Raw genomic sequence first — 22,467 nt, forward strand, 5'->3', positions numbered from 1 at the left:
TGTCATGGCCGCGAACGCGGCCATCCATGCCTGCTTGACTCGGGCCGAATGGTTCCTGGGCCAGAGCGTTCAACCTGTCGGTTGAAAAAATTTGAATACGTCATTGAAAGTAAGCCATGACTGTTGATTTGTTAACCCCCGAACCCACCGCCGCACCCGAAGGTGACCACCTGGGTGCCTACGCCCAGCGTGCCTACTTGGAATACGCGCTGTCCGTCGTCAAAGGCCGCGCTTTGCCCGACGTGTGCGACGGCCAAAAGCCGGTGCAGCGGCGCATTTTGTATTCGATGGACCGCATGGGTTTGTCCTACAGCGGCCCGAACAACAACACCGCGGCCAAGCCCGTCAAAAGTGCCCGTGTGGTGGGCGATGTGCTCGGCCGTTACCACCCGCACGGCGACACGGCGGCGTATGACGCGCTGGTGCGCATGGCGCAAGACTTTTCGCAGCGCTATCCGCTAATCGACGGGCAGGGCAACTTTGGCTCGCGCGACGGCGACGGCGCAGCCGCCATGCGTTACACCGAAGCGCGTTTGTCGCGCATCACCAGCTTGCTGCTCGACGAGATCGACATGGGCACGGTGGACTTCATCCCCAACTACGACGGCTCCACCGAAGAGCCGCGCCAGCTGCCCGCGCGCTTGCCCTTCAGCTTGCTCAACGGCGCCAGCGGCATTGCCGTGGGCCTGGCCACCGAGATCCCCAGCCACAACCTGCGCGAAGTCGCCGACGCCTGCGTGGCCCTGATCCGCAACGACAAGCTGAGCGACAGCGAGTTGATGGCCATCATCCCCGGCCCCGACTACCCAGGTGGCGGCCAGATCATCAGCCCGGCCAGTGACATTGCCGATGCGTACCGCACCGGTCGCGGCAGCCTGAAAGTGCGCGCCCGTTGGAAGATCGAAGAGTTGGCCCGTGGGCAATGGCAACTGGTGGTGACCGAGTTGCCGCAAGGCGTCAGCTCGCAGCGCGTGCTCGAAGAAATCGAGGAACTCACCAACCCCAAGGTCAAGGCTGGTAAAAAAGCGCTCAGCGCTGACCAGCTGCAGCTCAAAGCCAGCATGCTGGCCGTGCTCGACGTGGTGCGCGACGAATCGAGCAAAGACGCTGCCGTGCGCCTGGTGTTCGAGCCCAAAACCAGCCGCATCGAACAGCAAGAACTCATCACCGCCTTGCTGGCGCACACCAGCTTGGAAACGTCTGCGCCGATCAACATGACCTCGGTCGGCATCGACGGCAAGCCGATTCAAAAGTCCCTGCGCCAGATGCTGGTGGAGTGGATCAGCTTCCGCCAGACCACCATCACCCGGCGCAGCCAGCACCGCCTGAACAAAGTGCTGGACCGCATCCATATCTTGGAGGGCCGCCAGCTGGTGCTGCTGAACATCGACGAGGTGATCCGCATCATCCGCCACAGCGACGAGCCCAAGCCCGCGCTGATCGAAGCCTTCAAGCTCAGCGACCGCCAAGCCGAAGACATCCTGGAGATTCGCCTGCGCCAATTGGCCCGACTGGAGGCCATCAAGATCGAGCAGGAGTTGTCTGAGCTGCGCGAAGAACAGGGCAAGCTCGAAGAGATTTTGGGCAGCCCCGCCGCGCTGCGCCGCCTGATGATCAAAGAGATTGAGGCCGACGCCAAAACCTTTGCCGACCCACGCCGCACGCTGATCCAGGAAGAGAAAAAAGCCGTGGCCGAGGTCAAGGTGGTGGACGAACCCGTGACGGTGGTTGTGTCTGAAAAAGGCTGGGTGCGTGCCCGCACCGGTCACGGCCACGACGCCACCAGCTTCGCCTTCAAGGCGGGCGACGGTCTGTATGGCACCTTCGAGTGCCGCACCGTGGATCAGCTCATCATCTTTGGCAGCAACGGCCGCATTTACAGCGTGCCCGTGGCCACACTGCCCGGCGCACGCGGCGACGGCCAGCCGGTCACCACGCTGATCGAGCTGGAGCCCACCACGCAAATTGCGCACTACTTTGCAGGCCCGGCCAACGCCACGCTGCTGCTCAGCGGCTCAGGCGGTTATGGTTTCATGGCCTCGGTCGAGAACATGATCTCGCGCAACAAAGCGGGCAAGGCCTTCATCAGCCTGGGCGACGGCGAAACCGTCTGCGCCCCCAGCCATGTGAGTGGCTCCAGTGCCACTGTGCCTGCCGACAAACAGCCCATGCCCGCAGCCAACAGCGTGTGCTGCGCCAGCACGGGCGGCCGGGTGTTGACGTTTGAGATCAGCGAACTCAAAACCATGGAAAAAGGCGGCCGGGGCCTGATGCTGATCGACCTCGAAGCCAAAGACACCTTGGCTGGTGCTGCGGCTTACACCCGCAGCGTCAAGATCGAAGGCATCGGTCGCGGCGGCAAAGAGCGCGAAGAAACGCTCGAAATCCGCAGCCTCAACAACGTCAAAGTCGCTCGCGCCAAGAAGGGCAAAGTGGCCGATCTGGGCTTCAAGCCGAATCGTGTGACGCGGGTGGAGTGATGCTTTTTTAAGCATGCCCCGCCAGCCCTTGCGGGGCATGCCTTTCGAGGCTTGTCCCTGTAGTTGTCCACAGCTTTGGGCACGCTGTTTGGGGACAATTGGCGGGCATCATCCCGCCAGCAAGGCAAACAACTCGCTTTTGAAGTGGATGCCCAGCCGCGCAAAGGCGCGGTTGCGGTAGGTCTTGATGGTGGGTAGCCCCAAGCCCAGGTCAAGCGCAATGCCTTCTTGCGTCATGCCGGTCAGCAGGCGGGCGCAGACCTCCAGCTCGCGCGGTGTCAGCGAGGGCTCAAACTGTTGCAATTGGCACACCCATTCGGCGGTGTTGCGTCTGGCCAGCCGTGGGCGGGTGAGTTCAATTTGTTTTTGCGCCAAGGTCAGCAGTGCCGGTGCCAGCGATTCAAAGTCGGAGAGTTGGCCATCGCTGAAGGGGCGCTGGTGTTCATGCCGGTAAAAGTTGATCGCAAAAATCGCCGTGTTTTGGCGTTGCACGATCGAGACCCGTTCTGCCATGCCATGCGCTTCGTACACGCGGGCGCGGTGCTCGGCGGGCACTTCTGGGGCGGTGATGTGACACAGCACCATGCTGTCAGCCGATGCGTCTTGCACAGCCAGTGTGCGGTCACTTAAATAGGGGCCAGACAGGTAAGCGTTCCAGCATTCGCGGGTGGTGTCTGGAATGCCCAGACTGGCCGACATGAACCGGGTGGGGTCGCAGCCCCGGCCGATTTGGTAAATCGAATACGAGGCTGCGGGCACCAGCGGGTGCAGGTGACTTAAAAGCGAGGTTTCAAATTCGCGCTGGCCCATCAGGCCGATGAGGCCTTGCAGCACCTGAACGGAGCTGCTGGAGCTGGAGGGGGTCCATTGGCGCATGAAGGGGCTGGTTCAAATGGGCTTGCGCCGAGGGCGCTGTGAGCCAAGGTTCGGGTTTTTCCGTCATCTTAAGGGAGGACAGACGCTCTTTGCACTTAGGAATACCCTTGGCCAATGCCCAATTTGCCAACGCCTCAACTGAAATATTTTGCCGATCTGTCTGTCCAGGTAGACAAGCCCCAGGAGGTTGGCCAAACCCATCATGGTGTGCGTCGCCTGATCCCGATCCTGGGTGGACAAGTGCAGGGCGAGGGTTGGACGGCGCGTGTGCTGCCCGGCGGGGCCGATTTCCAGTTGATCGTGAACGAACGCATGGCCGAGCTGGATGCCCGCTATGTGATCGAGACCGATGGCGGCGACTTGATTTATGTGCAAAACCGCGCGGTACGCACGGCTGCCCCCGAGGTGATGGCGCGGCTGGTGCGAGGTGAGTCGGTGCCGCCCGAGTCGGTGTATTTCCGCTGCAGCCCGAGTTTTGAGACGGCCTCCAAGTCGCTCGGCTGGATCAGCGAGCGCTTGTTTGTGGGCACCGGCGCCCGCCATCCGGACCGGGTGGTGATGCGCTTTTTTGAGGTGGCCTGAAGCCCTGTTTGTCCATTGATCCGGCTAAGAGCCGCATTTTGACTGCCGCATTTTCAAGGAGATTCCTCATGCATCCCACCTCATTGCACCGCACCCTTCAGGGCTTGGGTGTGCTCTCTGCGCTCGGCGTGCTCGTCGCTTGCAGCACTTTGCCAAGCACCGCTGTTGCGCCCCTGAAAGCGGCCACAGGTGCCAGTTTGGCCCAATGCGAGGCCTTGGCGTCCAAGCTCCAGCTGCCCCATACGCGCATCGAGTCGGCCGCTTCGGTGGCTGCTGGTGCTATCAAGCAAGGCGATAAAGCGGTGCCCGCGCACTGCCTTGTGAAAGGCCGCATGCACGAGCGCAAAGGCAGCGATGGCCGCGACTACGCCATGGGCTTTGAGATGCGTTTGCCTGTGGCCTGGAACGGCCGCTTTTATTACCAAGGCAACGGCGGGCTGGACGGGGCCGTGGTGCCCGCTTTAGGCGCGTTGGGTGGTGGGCCGCTGACGGGCGCACTCATGCAGGGCTTTGCCGTGATCAGCTCGGACGCCGGGCACAGCGGCCCGCAAACCACCGTGTTTGGTCTGGAGCCACAGGCCCGGTTGGACTACGGCTACCAAGCGGTGGAAAAACTCACACCCATGGCCAAACAGCTGATTGCCGGGGCTTACGGCAAAGGGCCAGACCGTTCTTACATCGGGGGCTGCTCCAACGGCGGGCGTCACGCCATGGTGGCTGCTGCGCGTGTGGGCGACCAGTACGACGGTTATTTGGTCGGCGCACCGGGCTACCGCTTGCCGTATGCGGCTCTGGCGCAAATCTGGGGTGCCCAGCAGTGGGCACCGCTGGCCACACCCGGGGCCACGGTCAAAAACCCGCTCAACCCCAACGGCACTTTGCCCGATCTGGCCAGCGCCTTCACCACGAAAGAGCGCCAGACGGTGGCGAAAGCAATTGCCGACAAATGCGATGCGCTGGACGGTGCCAAAGATGACATGGTGCAGGCCACACAAACCTGCCAAGCCACCTTCAACGTGAAGACCGATGTGGCCACCTGCACCGGCGAGCGCAACGGCGCTTGCCTGACGACAGCCCAAAAAGAGGTGGTGGCCCGCGTGTTTGGCGGTGCGCACACGGCGGACGGCCAGCGCATTTACGCCAGTTTCCCTTACGACACGGGTGTGGCGGGAGCCAACTGGGGCACTTGGAAGTTTGTGGATTCGCTGATCCGTGATCCACTGGCCATCGGCACCATCTTCAGTGTGCCGCCTGCGCCAGTCAAACCACTGGAAGAAAACGTCACCCAGCGCCTGGCCATGTTCTCGGCCACCAACGACACTTACCGCGAATCGGGCTGGTCGCTGATGACACCGCCCGGAGAGGCCAACCCCGCCAATATGGCCGCTTTGCGTGCGCGGGGGGCCAAGGTGGTGATGTACCACGGCGTGAGCGATGCGATTTTTTCTGCAGACGACACCCGCCAATGGGTGGAACGCCTGAACCGCGCCAACGCCAATCCGGGTTCGGACTTCGCGCGTTACTTCCCGGTGCCCGGCATGAACCATTGCAGCATGGGCCCGGCTGCTGACCAGTTTGATTTGCTCGGTCCGCTGGTGCAGTGGGTGGAGCAGGGTGTGGCACCGCAGGCCGTGGTGGCCAGTGTGCGCGGCGCAGGCAACGCGGGTGGCGTGAACACCGAGCTGCCTGCCGACTGGTCTGCCCAACGCACGCGCCCGCTGTGTGCCTACCCCACGGTGGCCACCTACAAGGGCAGCGGCTCCTTGGAGGACGCCAGCAGCTTCTCCTGTAAATAAGAATGAAAGACAATGCCATGCAACAGATAAACCACATCTTCGCCGCAGTGGGAACGCTGCTGACCGTGAGCGGTGCGGCTTGGGCGCAAACGTCGGACTGCGCTGCTTTTGCGGCCACGACCTTGCCGGGCATGAGCCTGAAAACCGAAGCAGTGGCGGGTGACAGCACACGCCCACCGGGCGCCACAGCAGGCCCCATGCTGGTGGCGCATTGCAAGGTGAACGGCAAGATGGCCGAGCGCATGGGCCAGGACGGCAAGCCCTACCACATCGGTTTTGAGCTGCGTTTGCCCACGGCCTGGAATGGCCGCTTTTTGTACCAGGGCGGTGGCGGTAACGACGGCGTGGTGCGCCCCGCCGTGGGGCCGCAGGCCGCACCCGGCTACGCGCTCAACCGGGGCTTTGCGGTGGTCACCACCGATGCCGGGCACCAAGGGCCTACGGCCGATTTCGGGTTCGATCCGATCGCCCGCACCGACAACGCTTACAACGCACACGACAAGGTGGCAGTGACGGCCAAAGAGCTGATCCGTCAGTTCTACAGCAAGCCCGCCGACAAGTCCTACTTCATCGGCTGTTCGGGCGGCGGGCGACAGGCCATGATGTTCACGCAGCGCTTTCCCAGTTACTTTGACGGCGTGATCGCCATGGCCCCGGCCATGCGCGTGTCCAAAGGCGCGACCATTGCGGCGGCATGGGATACGCAGGCGCTGCATGCCATTGCACCCAAGGGCGCTGATGGCCAGCCAGTGCTGAGCCAGGCTTTGAACGACGGCGATCTGGCCTTGGTGCGCAAAGGTGTTCTGGATGCTTGCGATGCACAGGATGGCGTGGCCGACGGCCTGGTGTCCAACCCAGCGGCCTGCAAATTCGATGTAGCGGCCTTGCAATGCAAAGGGGCCAAAGACGACAGTTGCCTGGCACCTGCCCAAGTGGGTGCGCTGAAGAAGATGTTCACAGGGGCCAAGAACTCCGCAGGCCAGCCGCTGTATTTTTCATGGCCACTGGACCCCGGCATGGGCCACCCGCAAAACGACTGGCGCATGTGGAAACTGGGCAATTCGCCCACGGCCAAGGCCAACTCACGCCACGTGTTCCTGATGCAAGATGCGCTGCAGGGCTACTTTGTGACGCCGCCCGATCGCAGTTTGAGCATCTACAAGTTCGACTTTGACCGCGACCCGCAGCGCATGGACGCCCATTCGTGGATCTTCAACACTGACAGCGACGTGAAGCTCGCGGGCTTTCAAGCCAAGGGCGGCAAGCTGATGTTCATCCACGGCCTGGCCGATCCGATCTTCTCGGCCGACGAGATGGTGGACTACTACCAGCGCCTGACGGCACAAAATGGCCCTAAAACCAATGCGTTTGCGCGCCTGTTCCTGGTGCCCGGCATGGGCCACTGCGCAGGCGGTGCAGCCACCGACAGCATCGATGGTCTGGGCAGCTTGGTGGACTGGGTCGAAAAAGGCCAGGCTCCGCAAAGCGTGCCAGCCAGCGGCACAGCGGTCTACCCGGGCCGCACACGCCCGCTGTGCGCTTACCCGCAATATGCGCACTACAAAGGCTCAGGCAACCCTGAAGACGCGAGCAACTTCAGTTGCCGGTGAGTCTGAAGGCGCAGGGCTTCAGTCCTGCGCACCCAGCAGGTAATCCACCTTGCCCACGTCCACGCCGTTGTGGCGCAGGATGGTGTAGGCCGTGGTGATGTGGAAGTACATGTTCGGCAGCATCCAGCCGCTCAGGTAGTCCTGACCTTTGAGTGTGCGGGTTTTGCCGGGGCCTGCGGGGAAGGTGATCTCTTTGTCTTCAGTGCCGTCCAGCGCTGCGGCAGGCACGGTGGCGATGAAGGCCAATGTTTTTTGGATACGCTCTTGCAACTGGGTCAAGGTGGTCTCGGTGTCTTCAAACTTGGGGGCTTCTACCCCCGACAGGCGAGCCACGCCATTTTTGACAGCGTCGCAGGCGATCAGCACCTGGCGCGTGAACGGGAACATGTCAGGTGCGAGTCGATAGCTTGTCAGTGCCGTGGGGTCGATCTTTTTGGTTTCGACAAACTGCTCAGCCTTGGACAGGATGTGGCTCAGGTTGGTGAGCATGCGGGTGCAGACGGGCAGGCTGGCGCTGGACATGGAAATGGTCATGGGTTGTCTCCGTTGGGTTTGTTGAATTCAGGTCTCGGCCTTGGGGTGCGTTAACGTGGTTGCGCAGCCAGCTGGCCGCGTTCTTTTTCATATGGGTCGTGGTGGGGTAGGGCTTTGCTGGGGGCTGCGCCTGTGCCCACGGCTTTGGCTTTTTCTTGCGCACGGATCTCCTCGTACACGGCTTGCGTCGAAACGAGGCTGCAGCCCGATAGGCTCATGAGCAGTGCGAGGGTGATGTGCGCGGGGTTCATGGTTTGCGCTGATTGAATTTCGACCAATACTGGAACTCGTCTTCACGCACTTCGTACTCCAGATCTTCCACGCGCATGAGCATGCGTTCCTTGGCATCGCTCACGGCACGGTTGTAGATGCTGGGGCCGATTTCTTCCAGGACAAAACCGAGCAAGGCACCGGCAGAAATGTTGCCGATTTTTTGTTCGAAGTTGTCCAGAAAATAGCGCTCAATGCTGGCAATGGCCTGTGCTCGGTCTTCTTTGCTCAGTTCGATGGCCATGGCCGTGTTCAGCCGATTTCGGCGATCAATTCGATTTCGACACAAGCCCCCATCGGGATTTGGGCCACCCCAAAAGCGCTGCGTGCATGGGCGCCGGCTTGCGGGCCAAACACCTTGCCCAGCAGCTCGCTGCAACCGTTGGTGACCAAGTGCTGTTCCGTGAAGTCACCGGTCGAGTTGACCAAGCTCATCACTTTGACAATGCGCTTGACCTTGTTCAGATCGCCCACGGCCGCGTGCAGCGTGCCCATCAGGTCAATCGCCACGGCGCGGGCGGCTTGTTGACCTTCGGTCGTGTCGATGTTTTTACCCAATTGACCGACCCAGACTTTGCCGTCCTTTTTGGCGATGTGGCCCGACAGAAAGACCAAATTGCCGGTTTGCACAAAGGGCACATAGGCTGCGGCCGGCACGGCCACTGGGGGCAATTCGATGTTCAGGGATTTCAGGGTGTCGTAAATGTTCATGGAATTTCCTTTGAGGGTGTAGCGTATTCTTCTGTTGTCGTGCGCGGTGCTTCGCGACTTGGATCTGTGCCCAGTCTTGAAAGACTCCACTGTACCGTGTCATTTCCTGGCTTTCCGCTGCCTCCCCCTTTTGAGGGATAGATTCATTGGGGAAGCATCCGTTTCCATGCGACTGGCTGCGCAGCTTTACCGGATCAATCTAGCCTGCCGTGCTTGGGCCTCATTGAGGACTTGTTTGCGTCGGGATGCCAAATCAATGACGATGTACTCTTCCCCCACCGCATTGCCACCGCAAGCCGGTGCATCGATGATGACCACGACAGGTTTTCCTCGGAATTGGCCGCACACCATGTCCGTGTAGCAGCTGGGATGCAGCTGCACAGTGGCGCTGTCGTTGATGCTCACAATGGGGCTGTAATTGGCGGGAGCCCATCGGACGCCTCGAGCAAACTGAACGGCAGTGCCATTGCAGTTCAGGCGCTCAACTGTGATTTCTTCGTTGGAAACAAACTTGCCGCCGTTCAATCGCGCATGGGTTTGTGCAGCGGCGAAAGATGGCATGAGGACGGCCATCATGCAGCTGAGGAAAAAGCTTTTGGTCATGGGGTGTTCCTGATCTTCATGTCATCGGGTCATTCAATAGGCCTTACCGTCACGGCCACTTCGAGCGTGTGCGCTCCACCACCTTGCAAGACCCCCCGCAATGGCGAGACATCGGCAAAGTCGCGTCCGACAGCAAGGCGCACATAGTCCAGTCCTGGGCTGGCCAGGCCAACGCGGTCATTGGTCGGATCCAGATCGAGCCAGCCTTGGCATGCGTGGTTGGCCAACTCAGGCAGGTAGACCGAGGCCCAAGCGTGTGAAGCATCGCTGCCCACCAGCCGTGCTTGCCCAGGGGGTGGCTGGGTCAACAGGTACCCGCTCACATAGCGAGCAGATAAACCCAATGAGCGCAAACAAGCCAACAAAATGTGCGCAAAGTCTTGGCAGACACCGCGCTTTTTTTCCAGGGCTTCGAGTGCAGGGGTGTTGATGTCGGTGCTGGCGGTTTCGTAGCGGAAGTCCCGGTGCATGCGTGTGGTCAATTCTTGAGCCGCTTGCATCAGGGGTTTGCCAGGCGTGAAGCTGCTTTGTGCGTAGGTCAGAAAGGCTTCATGCACAGGCGCGTGGTGCGAACCAAAGACAAAGCCGCTGTGCACATCGCCCGGGTGACCACCTCGGTAGTGGAAATGCTCGCGCACCGACTCCCAGCTTTGGCTGGCGCTGGCTGCAGGCACAGCCGCCGTCTCGACTTCACTGTGCGCTTGCACCCGCAAACCGTCGTGCGGACTCGTCAGAGCCCAATAGACCGTGTGGTTTAAAAAAGCATCGATGCGGTGCTGCACAGAGGCCGCAGGCGTCACTTGCAGCGAGTGGCTGATGACCTTTTGGCAGGGGGTGTGGGCGGGTTGCAGGTGCGCCACATGTTGCGCGGTTTGGACCGACGGGTTGTAGCGGTAACGGGTTTCGTGGGTGATGGCCAGGCGCATGGTGTGGGGGGCTGGTCAGGCGCCAACGCTGTAGCGGGCTTCGCCGCTGTGGGTGAAAAACAGGCTGCACAGTCGGTCAGAGACCTCGTGGGCTGCGCTCTGGCAATGGGCCAATGCGGCATGCAGTGGCAAGCTGCTGTCGCTTCGGTTTGCTGGGACGTTTTCGGGCCAAAGTGATGCGGGGGGCAGGTCGATGAGTTGGGGTACCCATTCGGCCAAGGGCAAGGTGGCGCCATCGGCCAACTGACCCATGCGCAGCAAACGCGACCGCAAGGTGTGTGCGACCCAAGCCAGTGAGCGTGGATTGTCGGAATGGGTCACCAGCAAATCCATCAGGGCCTGAGGTGTGCGGCTTTGCTGGTACTGGGCGTGGAAGCTGATGGTGCTGTCAAACAGGTCGAGCACGGCATCAAAGCCCGCTTGTTCGCCGAGCAGACCCCACTGCACGGCTTCAGACAGGGCGCTCGATAAAAATTGCAGACGCTCTATGTGGCGACCGATCGAGAGTAAACGCCAGCCGTCATCACGGCTCATCCGGTCGGTTTGTGCGCCAGTCAGTGCGGCCAGCATCTGGCTCGTGTCGGCCAAGAGCCTTTGCACGGCCAGTGTGTCGGGTGCGGCGCTCAGGTGCTCGGGCCTGAAGAATCGCGATTCGGCTTGTTCGAGCAAGCGCCAATGCTCGGGCGAGAGGCGTTCGCGCACCGAGGCGGCCGCCAGTCGAACGGCGCGCAAATTGAAGCCGACGCTGGTCGCCAGTTCCTTGTCCCACAGCCCGGCAATGAGCGAGCGTTCAAAAACGCGATGTGCTTGCGATGCGGCGGGTACGCCCGCTCGCACCAGGCCGTGCTGTGTGGCCATGCGGGTGATGAAGTTGAGCAAGCCTGGTTGGTTCTGGTTCTCACTGCCCAAAATTTCCAGACTTAGGCGGACCAGGCGCAAGGTGTTTTCGGTGCGTTCGGTGTAACGGCCCATCCAAAACAGATTTTCTGCGGCACGGCTGGTGACCAGGCGTTGCCGCTGGGAAGAGGCCCCCGATGAGGTGTTGGGTGACTGAGACTGAGACTGAGACGGTTCAGGTGCATCGCGGGTCTGGCTGCGCTCGGCCCTTGGGCTTTGCACCCACACGTCGGCGCTGCTGCCACCGCGCTGCATGGAGGCAATGCCTGTCTGTGTGCCCAAGCGAGCCAGGCCACCCGGCAAGACTTGCCAGTGGCCTTGGGCATTGGCCACGGCGAACACGCGCAACACCACCGGCCGAGACTGGATGGAGGCGGCTCCATCCGAATCGGTTTGCCAGGTGGGTTGGTGCGACAACGGCAGCCACGACTGCAGCGTGTGCGCATCTGGGTCGCGCAAGATGCGGCCCGCCCACTCGTCTTGCTCACGACGCGAGAGCGTGTGACCCAGAACTGGCTCAAAGCTTTGGCGGTCGGTGTTGTAGGGGTAGGTGGGTTTGATCACGCACTGGCCGATGCGTGGCAACACATCTTGCAATGCAGCGGCTTCGCCGCACCACCAGCTCGGTATGGCGGGCAGTTGCAGTGCTTCACCCAGCAGGTCGCGTGCCAGTGCGGGCATGAAGCCCAGCAGCGCGTTCGACTCCAGAAAGCCCGAGCCAGGTGTATTGGCCACCAGCACGTGGCCACGGCGCACCGCTTGCAGCAGGCCCGGCACACCCAGAGTGGAGTCGGCTCGCATCTCCAGCGGGTCAAGCCAGTCGTCATCCACGCGCTTGAGCAGGCCATGCACGGGTTGCAGGCCTTGCAAGGTTTTCAAATAGAGCTTTTCGTCGCGCACGGTCAGGTCATTGCCCTGCACCAGACTCAGACCCAGATAGCGTGCGAGGTAGGCGTGCTCAAAATACGTTTCGTTGTAAGGCCCCGGGGTGAGCAGTGCAATGTGGGCTGAAGCCCCGGCAGGGCTGCGAGCCTTGATGCCGTCGATCAGTGTTCGGTAGGTTTCGGCCAAGCGTTGCACCGCCAGAGCCTCAAAGGCTTGCGGAAACAGGCGCGAAACAATCTGCCGGTTTTCAAGCAAATAACCCAGACCCGAAGGAGCTTGCGTGCGCTGTGACAGCAGCCACCAGCAGCCGTCAGGCCCGCGTGCCAAGTCAAAAGCGGCCAAGGACAAATAGCGCCCACCGACAGGAGGCACGCCGTGCATGGCGGGCAGGTAGGCCGGGTGGCCCTGGACGAGGGCTGCGGGGAGTTGGCCACTGAGCACGAGTTTTTGCGGCCCATAAGCGTCGGCCATGATGCTTTCGAGCAGTTGCATGCGCTGCATCACGCCCGCTTCAATTTGCTGCCAGTCCTTGTGGCCCAGCATCAGTGGAAACAGATCGAGAGACCAAGGGCGCTGCGGCTGATCGGCTGCTGCATACACGTTGTAAGTGATGCCGTTGTCCCGCACTTGCCGCTGCAGGTTGGCCATGCGGGTGTTCAGGTCCGACTCTTGGCCTGTGCTTTCTGACGCCAGTGGGGCGATGAAGGTTTGCCAAGGCTCGCTGATCGCTGCGGCGGTTTTTTCCGCATGGACTCGATGCGGGGTCTGATCAGCGGGGGTGACTTCGCCCCGCAATTCGTCCCAGTGCCCGGCAGGTGCGCACTCTTGCTGAAGCCCCAGCCATTTCACGGCTTCAGCTGAGCGGTCCTGATAGGGCGAAGTGTCATTCATCAAACCATTGTCGCTGATCAGGCCCGTCGCAGATCCAATGTGTACGGAAACTCTGCGCTGGCATGCAAGCCGGCGTTGGGGCCGAGCGCTGCCAGGTTGCGCATCGTGCCCGGGGTGTGTCCCATGCGGAAGAAACGCGCCAGGCGGCGGCTTTCGGCCTCGTAGGCATTGACCGGAAAGGTGTCGTAGTTGCGTCCGCCCGGGTGCACCACATGGTATTGGCAGCCGCCGAGAGAGCGCTTCATCCACGTGTCCACCAGGTCCACCGTCAGTGGCGCGTGCACACCGATGCTGGGGTGCAGCGACGAGGGCGGGTTCCAGGCCTTGTATCGCACGCTGGCCACGTATTCACCCACCACGCCCGTGGGCTGCAGGGGCAGGGCTTTGCCGTTGACGGTGACGCAATGGCGTGAAGGGTTCATGCCCGTCACATGCACCTCAATGCGCTCCAGCGACGAATCCACATAACGGGCGGTGCCGCCCGCCGAGCTTTCTTCGCCCATGACGTGCCAAGGCTCCAGCGCATTGCGCAGGGTGAGCACGGCGCCATCGACCCTGATTTGGCCGACCAGCGGGAAGCGGAACTCGAAATGCGGTGCAAACCAGGCGGGATCGAAATGGCAACCCGCGTCGCCCAGTTCCGTGAGCACGTCGTCAAAGTCTTTGTGAATCCAGTGCGGCAGCATGAAGCGGTCGTGCAGCTCGGTGCCCCAGCGGGTCACGGGGGCGGCATAGGGCTCGTCCCAGAATCGGGCCACCAGCGCCCGCAGCAGCAGCTGCTGCACGATGCTCATGCGGGCGTGTGGCGGCATCTCGAAGGCCCGCAGCTCCAGCAGGCCCAAGCGGCCCGTGCTGCTGTCGGGCGAGTACATCTTGTCGATGCAAAACTCGCTGCGGTGCGTGTTGCCGGTCACGTCCACCAGGATGTTGCGCAGGGTGCGATCGACGACCCACGGGGCCATGTCGGTGCCGAATTTTTGCCGGTTTTTCACGATCTCGCGCAGGGCGATTTCCAGCTCATAGACCTGGTCGTTGCGGGCTTCGTCCACGCGCGGGGCCTGGCTGGTCGGTCCGATGAACATGCCGCTGAACAAATAGCTCAAGCTGGGGTGGTTGTGCCAGTAAAGGATCAGGCTGGCCAGCAATTCGGGTCGGCGTAAAAACGGGCTGTCTGCCGGGGTGGCCCCGCCCATGACCATGTGGTTGCCGCCGCCCGTGCCCGTGTGGCGGCCGTCGGTCATGAACTTTTCGGCCGACAGGCGCGTCTCGAAAGCGGCTTTGTACAAAAACTCCGTGTGTTCGACCAACTCTTTCCAGTTGTGGGCCGGGTGGATGTTGACCTCGATCACGCCGGGGTCGGGTGTGACCTGCAGCAGTTTCAGGCGCGGGTCGCGTGGCGGCGGGTAGCCTTCCATGACGATTTTCATGCCCAGCGTTCTGGCCGTGGCTTCGACGGCACTCACCAGCGCCAGGTAGTCTTCCAGCCGGGCCAGAGGCGGCATGAAGACGTACAACACGCCAGATTTTTCACCTTGCTGTTGCGCCTCGGCCTCGACCTTGGGGCCGTTGGCACGGCGCGGGTCGCGCACTTCCACACACAGGGCGGTGCGCACCACAGAGGCGTCGGACTCGAACTTGGCTGCCGGACTTGCTGGAGCCGTTGCCTTTTGGACGTGGCGCGGCTGCAGGGTGATCGGGGCGGCCGCTGGCAAGGCGCTGCGGGGCGAAAACGGATCTTGCTCGATCATGTGCCAGCGGTCGGTCGGTGCTGCCCACGGCAAGGAGTCGAGTGGCAAGCGCCAGCCCATGGGGGAGTCGCCGGGCATGAGGTACATGCGCTCGTCGCGCAGGAACCAGCGGCCGGTTTGCCAAGGTGCCCCGCTCAGATTGGGGGTCTTTGACGAGGTGGCTTGCTCAACGGCTGGTTCAGCAGCTGGTTCAAAAGGCTGCAGCGGCAGCACATAACCCACAGGCTGGTCCAGCCCTTGGCTGAAGATGCGACGCAAACGGATGCGCTCCATCTCGTCGTCCAGTTTGGCGTCAAACGGGTCGACGTTCACGGGCAGGCGGCGTTCGCGCCACAGGTAATACCAGGTGTCCTCAAACCCGGGCAGCACGGTGTCGCCGGGCAGGCCCAGCTGCTCGGTCAGCCCTTGCATGAAGCGCTGGGCATCGGCGCTGGTGTACTGGCTGGGTTCGCGTTCGTCGGCAAACACGGCCGGGTCTTGCCAGCAGGGCGTGCCGTCGGCGCGCCAGTAAATGGACAGCGCCCAGCGCGGCAGCTGCTCGCCCGGGTACCACTTGCCCTGGCCAAAATGCAAGAAACCGCCCTGGCCGTATTGCTGGCGCAGCTTGTGCACCAGCTCAGTGGCCAAACCGCGTTTGGTGGGGCCCAAAGCGTCGGTGTTCCATTCCGCGCCGTCACGGTCGTGGGTGGACACAAAGGTGGGCTCGCCGCCCATGGTCAGGCGCACGTCTTGCGCTACCAATTGCGCGTCCACCTGGTCGCCCAGGGTCAGCACATCGGCCCATTGTTCTTCGCTGTAGGGCTTGGTCACGCGGGGTGATTCGTGGATGCGCGTGACGCTCATCTCATGGTGAAACTCGACCTCGGCTTTGTCCATCACGCCTTCAATGGGGGCGGCCGCAGAGGGCTGTGGTGTGCAGGCCAGCGGAATGTGGCCTTCGCCCGCCAGCAGGCCCGAAGTCGGGTCCAAGCCCACCCAGCCTGCGCCGGGCAAATACACCTCGCACCAGGCGTGCAGGTCGGTGAAGTCGACTTCGGTGCCGCTCGGGCCGTCGAGCGATTTCACGTCCGGGGCCAGCTGGATCAGGTAACCCGAGACAAAGCGGGCCGCGATGTTCATGTGGCGAAACAGCTGCACCAGCAACCAAGCCGTGTCGCGGCACGAGCCGCTTTTCAGGGTCAGGGTTTCCTCGGCCGTTTGCACGCCCGGCTCCATGCGGATGGTGTAACGGATGTCCTGGTGCAAGCGTTGGTTGATCTGCACCAAAAAGTCGATGGTGCGCTGGCGCTTGCGGTCCATGCTGGCCAGGTATTTTTTGAACAGCGGGGTCTTGTTGTCTTTGTCCAGATAGGACTGCAGTTCTTCCTTGACGGTGTCCGAGTACTTGAAAGGCACTTCCTCGGCCGAGGGTTCCAGAAAGAAGTCAAACGGGTTGAACACGGCCATCTCGGTGACCACGTCGACCGTGACTTTGAAGGCCGTCGTCATTTTGGGGAACACCAGCCGCGCCTGGTAATTGGCAAAGGCGTCTTGCTGCCAGTTGATGAAATGCTCTTCGGGCTCGACCTTGAGGCTGTACGACAGGATGCGGCTGCGGCTGTGCGGGGCAGGGCGCAAGCGGATGACTTGCGGGCCGAGCTGCACGGGGCGGTCGTATTCGTAATGGGTAACGTGGTGCAGGGCAACGTGTATCGACATATCTCGTTCAGCGCAACAGGGGCTGCACGCATGACAAATGCAGCTTGGGCGGTTACAACTAGCAAGACACGCGCCAGGAATCTGGACAAGACAGGGCAAAGACCCACCGATGACTCACCCAGCCAAATCAGGGAGGCTGCCATGAAGCGAAAGTGCATGCAGGGGGCCTGCGGGTCGACTGTCCGGCAGGCTTGGCCATGTGGTCACTGAAGTGGGGCCATGGTTTGGGTCTGGCTTTGCTGGCTTGGTGCGCTGGTGTGGCCGTTCAACTGCAACAAGAGGTGCTTTGGCCTGTCTGGGGCTATGCCGCAGGGCTGTGCCTGGCTTGGGGTGCTGGCCTGGTCTTGCGCCGTTTGGCCTTGTCTGTGGGTTGGCGTGCCGTGGTCCTGTGCCTGGTTTGGGGGTCTGCGTCCTTTGCTGTGACCGGCTTGCACGCCTTGTCCCGCTCGCACAGCATCGACCCTGCGCTGGAGGGCCAGGACCTGGATGTGGTGGGGGTGGTCCAGGCCATGCCGCAACGCCAGGACTTGGGGTGGCGCTTTCGCTTTCAAATCGAGCAAGCTTGGCAAGTCGACAAAACGGGCATGGCCCGAAGCGTGGATCTTCCGGCATCGTTGCCTTCGCAGGTGTATCTGGGCTGGTATGGCCAGGAGGGCACAGACGACAGTGGTTGGAACACTTCGGCCTTGCCCGAGCCGGTGAAGGCGGGTGAGCGCTGGCGCTTGCGGGTGCGCCTGAAAGCGCCGCACGGCAACCTGAACCCTCGGGGGTTTGACTACGAGTTGTGGTTGTGGGAGCAGGGCATTCGCGCCACTGGCTATGTGCGCACGGGGGGCAAAGACCCGGCCCCGCTGCGGCTGGCCGCCACTTGGGCGCACCCGATCGAGGGCTGGCGTCAGGCCGTGCGTGACCGTTTGCTGACGCATGTGTCATCGACCACTTTGCCGTGGACCGGGGCTGCTCAGTCAGCCCCGTTGGCGGGCGTTTTGGCGGCATTGGTCACGGGTGATCAGGCGGCCATTGACCGTGCCGATTGGGATGTCTTCCGGGCCACGGGGGTGGCGCACTTGATGAGCATTTCCGGGCTGCATGTGACCATGTTCGCCTGGCTGGCTTCGGCAGGCTTGGCTTGGGTGTGGCGCAAGTCGGCCTTGTGGGGTTTTGCGGGGGCTTTGCGGTGGCCAGCGGTCCATGTGGGGGCGCTGGCAGGCTTGGTGTTGGCAGGGTTTTATGCCTTGTTCAGCGGCTGGGGCGTGCCAGCACAACGCACGCTGTGGATGCTGGGGGTGGTGGCCTTGCTCAAAATGTCGTCTCGTCAATGGCATGGATCGCTCATTTGGCTGTTGGCGGGTGCGGTGGTGTTGGGGCTGGATCCTTGGGCTTTGTTGCAGCCGGGCTTTTGGTTGAGCTTTGTGGCGGTAGGGGTGTTGATGGCGTCTGGCCAGCACCGTGCGCAGGATCGGGTGATGCCAGCGGAACTTGTTGAACGCGATGCGCGGCAAGGCCGCACCGAGTTGGTGCTGAATGCTGGAAGGCACCGATGGGGTGCGCTTCTGCCCCCTGTTTGGGGAATGGCTTTGCTGCGCGGGGCTTGGGGCTTGCTGCGTGAGCAGGCCGCGATCACCTGGGCTTTGGCCCCGCTGACCTTGCTGTTTTTTGGCCAGGTGTCTTTGGTGGGCTTGTTGGCCAATTTGCTGGCGATTCCCTGGGTGACTCTGGTGGTCACCCCGCTGGCCATGCTGGGGGTGGTTTGGTCGGGCGCATGGGTGCTGGCGGCTTGGGCGCTGCAGCCTTTGGTGGGCTGGTTGGGGTGGCTCGCAGCCTGGCCGATGGCCAGCGTGTCCACGGCCACACCACCCTGGACTTTGGCCATGCTGGCGCTGCTTGGGGTTGTGGGCCTGGTGCTCAAGCTGCCGCTGTCCTGGAAGCTCCTGTGCCTGCCGCTTTTATGGCCTGCGCTGTTTTGGGTGCATCCGCGTCCGGCGGCCCCTGCGTTTGAACTGTTGGCCGCCGATGTGGGGCAGGGCAACGCCGTGTTGGTGCGCACTGCCACGCACAGTTTGTTGTACGACACCGGCCCCCGCTATTCGGCCGAAAGCGATGCCGGCCACCGTGTGCTGGTGCCCCTGTTGGCGCAAATGGGCGAACGGTTGGATGTGTTGATGCTCAGCCACCGCGACAGTGACCACACAGGCGGTGCAGCGGCCGTGTTGGCCATGCAGCCCCAAGCGCGTTTGTGGTCATCGCTGGAGGACGAGCACCCCTTGCATGCGATGCGCCCGGGCTGGACGCGTTGTCAAACCAGGCAATCTTGGGTGTGGGACGGCGTGCTGTTCGAGGTGCTGCACCCGCCAGCCATCACGGCCGTGCAGGTGGGTGGGGCGGCCCCCAAACACCCCAAACCCAACGAGGTCAGCTGCGTCTTGCGCATCAGCAGCGGTCAGGCCTCGGCCCTGCTGACCGGTGACATTGAAGCTGCGCAGGAGTCGGCTTTGGTGCAGGCGGGCGTAGCGCCTGTCGATGTGCTGTTGGTGCCACACCATGGCAGCAAGACCTCTTCCAGCCTGCCCTTTTTGCAGGACTTGCAACCCCGGCTGGCGCTGGTGCAAGCCGGCTACCGCAACCGCTATGGGCACCCGGCAGAACCTGTCCTCGCTCGCTACCGCACTCAGGGCATTGCGCTGGTGGAATCCGCCCGTTGCGGTGCCGCCAGCTGGCGCAGTGATGTGCCTGGGCAGGTGCAGTGTGAACGGGCACTGTCCAAGCGCTATTGGCACCACGTCATTGCGCCCTGATGCGGTGGTCATACCCGGCGCTCATGTCATACCCGGCGCTCATGTCATTCCAGCGCTCATGTCATACCCGTTTCTTTTGTCATACCCGGCTTGACCGGGTATCCATCAGCGTCGAAGGCATGGACCCCCGATCAGGTCGGGGGTGACAGCGTTTGGGTCATCGCCAGTGCCCGTGTTCATGTCATTCCAGCGCTCATGTCATGCCCGGCGCTTTTGTCATACCCAGCGCTTTTGTCATACCCGGCTTGACCGGGTATCCATCAGCATCGAAGGCATGGACCTCCGATCAGGTCGGGGGTGACAGTGTTTGTTGGACGTGACAAGTCTGCTCGACACGGCAAGTCTGCTGGACGTGACAAGTCTGTTTGGGGGTAACAGATCTGTTGAGCGCAATGCGGATCGGTGGATTTGACCCGAATCAATCGCGGCGGGTACGCATCTTGCTAACTTGTCCTCAGGAGTAACGAGCCATGCGCCAATTCGATGAAATGTACAGCCGCTTGCCTGCCGCAGGCGATGCCGGAGAAGTCAGAGACCATTACCTGGCCTATGCCCGCTGGTTGCAAGCGCAAGACAGCCAGACCATGGCTTCGCGCCGTGAAGAAGCCGAGATGATTTTTCGCCGTGTCGGCATCACCTTTGCCGTCTACGGAGACAAGGACGAAGACGGCTCCGGCACCGAGCGCCTGATCCCGTTTGACCTGATACCCCGCGTGATCGCCGCCCAAGAGTGGAAAAGCATGGAGGCCGGTCTGGTGCAGCGCGTCACCGCCCTCAACCGCTTTATCCACGACGTCTACCACGACCAAGAGATCCTGAAGGCGGGTGTGATACCGCGCGAGCAAATCGAGGGCAATGCCCAGTTTCGCCCCGAGATGGTGGGGGTGGATGTGCCCAACAACATCTATTCACACATCAGCGGCATCGACATCGTGCGTGCCCCCGACAGCGCGGGCAAGGGCGAGTACTACGTTCTTGAAGATAACCTGCGCGTGCCCAGCGGTGTGAGCTACATGCTCGAAGACCGCAAGATGATGATGCGGCTGTTCCCCGAGCTGTTCAGCCAACACCGCGTGGCCCCGGTGGCGCATTACCCTGATTTGCTGCTGGAGACCCTGCGCGCCAGCAGCCCCGCCACCACGGCCGAGCCCACGGTGGTGGTGCTCACGCCCGGCATGTACAACAGCGCCTACTTCGAGCACGCCTTTTTGGCGCAGCAAATGGGCGTGGAACTGGTGGAAGGGCAAGACCTGTTCGTCAAGGACAAGTTTGTCTACATGCGCACCACACGCGGCCCGCAGCGCGTGGATGTGATCTACCGCCGGGTGGACGATGACTTTTTGGACCCCAACGTGTTCCGCCCCACCTCCACTTTGGGATGCGCGGGCCTGATGGACGCCTACAAGGCTGGCCATGTGGCCATTTGCAACGCGGTGGGCACAGGCGTGGCCGACGACAAGTCGATCTACCCCTATGTGCCCGACATGATCAAGTTTTATCTGGGCGAGACGCCGATCCTGAAAAACGTGCCGACTTATCAGTGCCGCAAGCCCGATGACCTGCAGTACACCCTGGCCAACCTGAAAGACCTGGTGGTCAAGGAAGTGCACGGCGCGGGCGGCTACGGCATGCTGGTGGGCCCGGCCTCGACCAAGGACGAAATCGAGCGTTTTCGCGGTGCCTTGCTGGCCAACCCCGAGGGCTACATTGCGCAGCCCACGCTGAGTTTGTCGAGCTGCCCCACCTATGTGGACAGCGGCATCGCGCCACGCCACATCGACCTGCGCCCCTTTGTGCTGAGCGGTCGCACCGTGCAGATGGTGCCCGGCGGCTTGACCCGTGTGGCGCTGAAAGAAGGCTCTTTGGTGGTGAACTCGTCACAAGGCGGCGGCACCAAGGACACCTGGATATTGCAGGACTGAGGCGCACTTTGTCATACCCGCGCACGCGGGTATCCATCTGCGCAAACGTGACAAAACCTGGACACCCGCCTGCGCGGGTGTGACAAACACTGAAAACATGGATGCCCGCCTTTGCAGGCATGACGCACTAAGGAAAGAAATATGCTGAGCCGCACCGCTGATCACCTCTTCTGGATGTCCCGCTACATGGAGCGGGCCGAAAACACCGCCCGCATGCTCAATGTGAGTTACGAGACATCGCTCCTGCCCCAGTCTGCTGCCGCTGTCGAAGCCGGTTGGGAAGGCATCTTGTCCATCAGCGAGCTGTTGCCCGCCTATTTGGCGCTTTACAAGACGATCAACCCCCGCGATGTCATGGCGTTCATGGTGAAAGACGCAGACAACCCGTCTTCCATCATCTCTTGCCTGCGAGCCGCCCGTGAAAATGCCCGTGCGGTGCGCGGCACGCTGACCACCGAGGTCTGGGAGACGCAGAACCAGACCTGGCTCGAAGTCAACCGCATGCTCAAAAGTGGCGAGTTCGAGCGCGATCCGGGCCAGTTTTTTGAGTGGGTCAAGTTCCGCTCGCACCTGTCACGCGGCGTGACGGTGGGCACCATGCTGATGGACGAGTCGCTTTATTTCATGCGCATGGGCACGTTTTTGGAGCGGGCCGACAACACGGCGCGGCTGGTGGATGTGAAGTTCCACGCCATGCAAAACGACTTCTTCGGTGCCCCGCAATACGGCGCACCTGAGACCGAGAGTGCGCAGGAATACGACTTCTACCACTGGAGCGCGATTTTGCGCAGCGTCAGCGGTTTCGAGGTGTACCGCAAGGTGTACCGCGATGTGATCCGCCCCGAGCGTGTGGCCGAGTTGCTGATCTTGCGCCCGGACATGCCCCGCTCGCTGCACGCCAGCCTGAACGAGGTGCTGTCGAATTTGAAAATGGTCTCGCACGACCCCGACAGCGACACTTTGCGCCACGCCGGGCGCTTGCGCTCGGAGCTGGCCTTTGGTCGCATCGACGAAATTCTGGCCACAGGCCTGCACGCTTACCTGACCCAGTTCCTGGAGCGTGTGAACGTGCTGGGCGGCCGCATCAGCCGTGAATTCTTGATGCCGCAAGCGGCCTGATTTTTTGTCATCCGCGCGAAGGCGCGGGTCCATGACAGCCGAAGACATGGACCCCCGATCAAGTCGGGGGTGACAAATATGAAATCGGTGACAAATATGAAAACAGTGACAAATACGGCAGCAG

General features: G+C 62.0%; 16 protein-coding genes. 7 read left to right on the forward strand and 9 right to left on the reverse strand.

The window, feature by feature from the left end; all coding sequences use genetic code 11:
- Nucleotides 1–116 precede the first annotated feature (116 nt).
- Nucleotides 117–2,480, forward strand: coding sequence for a DNA topoisomerase IV subunit A (parC, locus tag B9Z37_RS11125; RefSeq protein WP_108313100.1), 2,364 nt, complete (start codon nt 117–119; stop codon nt 2,478–2,480).
- Nucleotides 2,481–2,588: 108 nt separating this feature from the next.
- On the opposite strand, the gene B9Z37_RS11130 is transcribed toward parC, so the two are convergent.
- Entirely contained in the window at nt 2,589–3,356 is a 768-nt protein-coding gene (locus B9Z37_RS11130) for a helix-turn-helix transcriptional regulator (RefSeq protein ID WP_108313101.1), read from the reverse strand.
- A gap of 114 nt (nt 3,357–3,470) precedes the next feature.
- Here B9Z37_RS11130 and B9Z37_RS11135 point away from each other — a divergent pair, with 114 nt between their 5' ends.
- The 3 genes from B9Z37_RS11135 (at nt 3,471) to B9Z37_RS11145 (ending at nt 7,344) form a co-directional block, all read left to right on the forward strand.
- Entirely contained in the window at nt 3,471–3,938 is a 468-nt protein-coding gene (locus tag B9Z37_RS11135) for a DUF3237 domain-containing protein (protein ID WP_108313102.1), read from the forward strand.
- Between the two features lie 68 nt (nt 3,939–4,006).
- The gene (locus tag B9Z37_RS11140) at nt 4,007–5,734 is read left to right on the forward strand and encodes a tannase/feruloyl esterase family alpha/beta hydrolase (RefSeq protein ID WP_108313103.1); all 1,728 of its coding nucleotides are present in this window, start codon (nt 4,007–4,009) and stop codon (nt 5,732–5,734) included.
- A gap of 17 nt (nt 5,735–5,751) precedes the next feature.
- A complete protein-coding gene (locus B9Z37_RS11145) occupies nt 5,752–7,344 on the forward strand; it encodes a tannase/feruloyl esterase family alpha/beta hydrolase (RefSeq protein WP_167394375.1) in 1,593 nt (530 codons plus the stop codon).
- A gap of 18 nt (nt 7,345–7,362) precedes the next feature.
- Here B9Z37_RS11145 and B9Z37_RS11150 read toward each other — a convergent pair whose 3' ends face one another.
- The 8 genes from B9Z37_RS11150 to B9Z37_RS11185 all read right to left on the reverse strand — a co-directional run bounded on the left by B9Z37_RS11150 (nt 7,363) and on the right by B9Z37_RS11185 (nt 16,507).
- Nucleotides 7,363–7,878: a DUF1993 domain-containing protein gene (locus B9Z37_RS11150; RefSeq protein ID WP_108313105.1), complete on the reverse strand. Its 516-nt coding sequence runs from the start codon at nt 7,876–7,878 to the stop codon at nt 7,363–7,365.
- A 50-nt stretch (nt 7,879–7,928) separates the two neighbouring features.
- The gene (locus B9Z37_RS11155) at nt 7,929–8,129 is read right to left on the reverse strand and encodes a hypothetical protein (RefSeq protein WP_108313106.1); all 201 of its coding nucleotides are present in this window, start codon (nt 8,127–8,129) and stop codon (nt 7,929–7,931) included.
- Complete coding sequence (locus tag B9Z37_RS11160) at nt 8,126–8,392, reverse strand: DUF2164 domain-containing protein (RefSeq protein WP_108313107.1); 267 nt, start codon at nt 8,390–8,392, stop codon at nt 8,126–8,128. Before B9Z37_RS11160 ends, B9Z37_RS11155 begins: the two co-directional genes overlap by 4 nt.
- A gap of 8 nt (nt 8,393–8,400) precedes the next feature.
- Nucleotides 8,401–8,859 carry a RidA family protein gene (locus B9Z37_RS11165; RefSeq protein ID WP_108313108.1) on the reverse strand — a complete coding sequence of 153 codons (459 nt, stop codon included), beginning with the start codon at nt 8,857–8,859 and terminating at the stop codon, nt 8,401–8,403.
- Nucleotides 8,860–9,045: 186 nt separating this feature from the next.
- On the reverse strand, nt 9,046–9,462 hold the full coding sequence (locus tag B9Z37_RS11170; RefSeq protein ID WP_108313109.1) for a hypothetical protein: 417 nt from the start codon (nt 9,460–9,462) through the stop codon (nt 9,046–9,048).
- Between the two features lie 29 nt (nt 9,463–9,491).
- Complete coding sequence (locus tag B9Z37_RS11175; RefSeq protein ID WP_108313110.1) at nt 9,492–10,388, reverse strand: transglutaminase family protein; 897 nt, start codon at nt 10,386–10,388, stop codon at nt 9,492–9,494.
- Nucleotides 10,389–10,403: 15 nt separating this feature from the next.
- On the reverse strand, nt 10,404–13,061 hold the full coding sequence (locus tag B9Z37_RS11180; protein ID WP_108313111.1) for a circularly permuted type 2 ATP-grasp protein: 2,658 nt from the start codon (nt 13,059–13,061) through the stop codon (nt 10,404–10,406).
- A 17-nt stretch (nt 13,062–13,078) separates the two neighbouring features.
- Nucleotides 13,079–16,507, reverse strand: a complete 3,429-nt coding sequence (locus B9Z37_RS11185) for a transglutaminase family protein (protein ID WP_108313112.1) — start codon at nt 16,505–16,507, stop codon at nt 13,079–13,081.
- 197 nt (nt 16,508–16,704) lie between these two features.
- On the opposite strand from B9Z37_RS11185, the gene B9Z37_RS11190 reads away from it, so the two are divergent.
- The 3 genes from B9Z37_RS11190 (at nt 16,705) to B9Z37_RS11200 (ending at nt 22,343) form a co-directional block, all read left to right on the forward strand.
- Nucleotides 16,705–19,302 (forward strand): DNA internalization-related competence protein ComEC/Rec2, encoded by a 2,598-nt coding sequence (locus B9Z37_RS11190; RefSeq protein ID WP_108313113.1) that lies wholly within the window; start codon nt 16,705–16,707, stop codon nt 19,300–19,302.
- Between the two features lie 470 nt (nt 19,303–19,772).
- Complete coding sequence (locus B9Z37_RS11195; protein WP_108313114.1) at nt 19,773–21,224, forward strand: circularly permuted type 2 ATP-grasp protein; 1,452 nt, start codon at nt 19,773–19,775, stop codon at nt 21,222–21,224.
- 141 nt (nt 21,225–21,365) lie between these two features.
- Complete coding sequence (locus tag B9Z37_RS11200; protein WP_108313115.1) at nt 21,366–22,343, forward strand: alpha-E domain-containing protein; 978 nt, start codon at nt 21,366–21,368, stop codon at nt 22,341–22,343.
- Nucleotides 22,344–22,467: the final 124 nt, after the last annotated feature.

It is taken from the genome of Limnohabitans parvus II-B4, assembly GCF_003063455.1.
GTDB classification, from domain to species: Bacteria; Pseudomonadota; Gammaproteobacteria; order Burkholderiales; family Burkholderiaceae_C; genus Limnohabitans_A; species Limnohabitans_A parvus.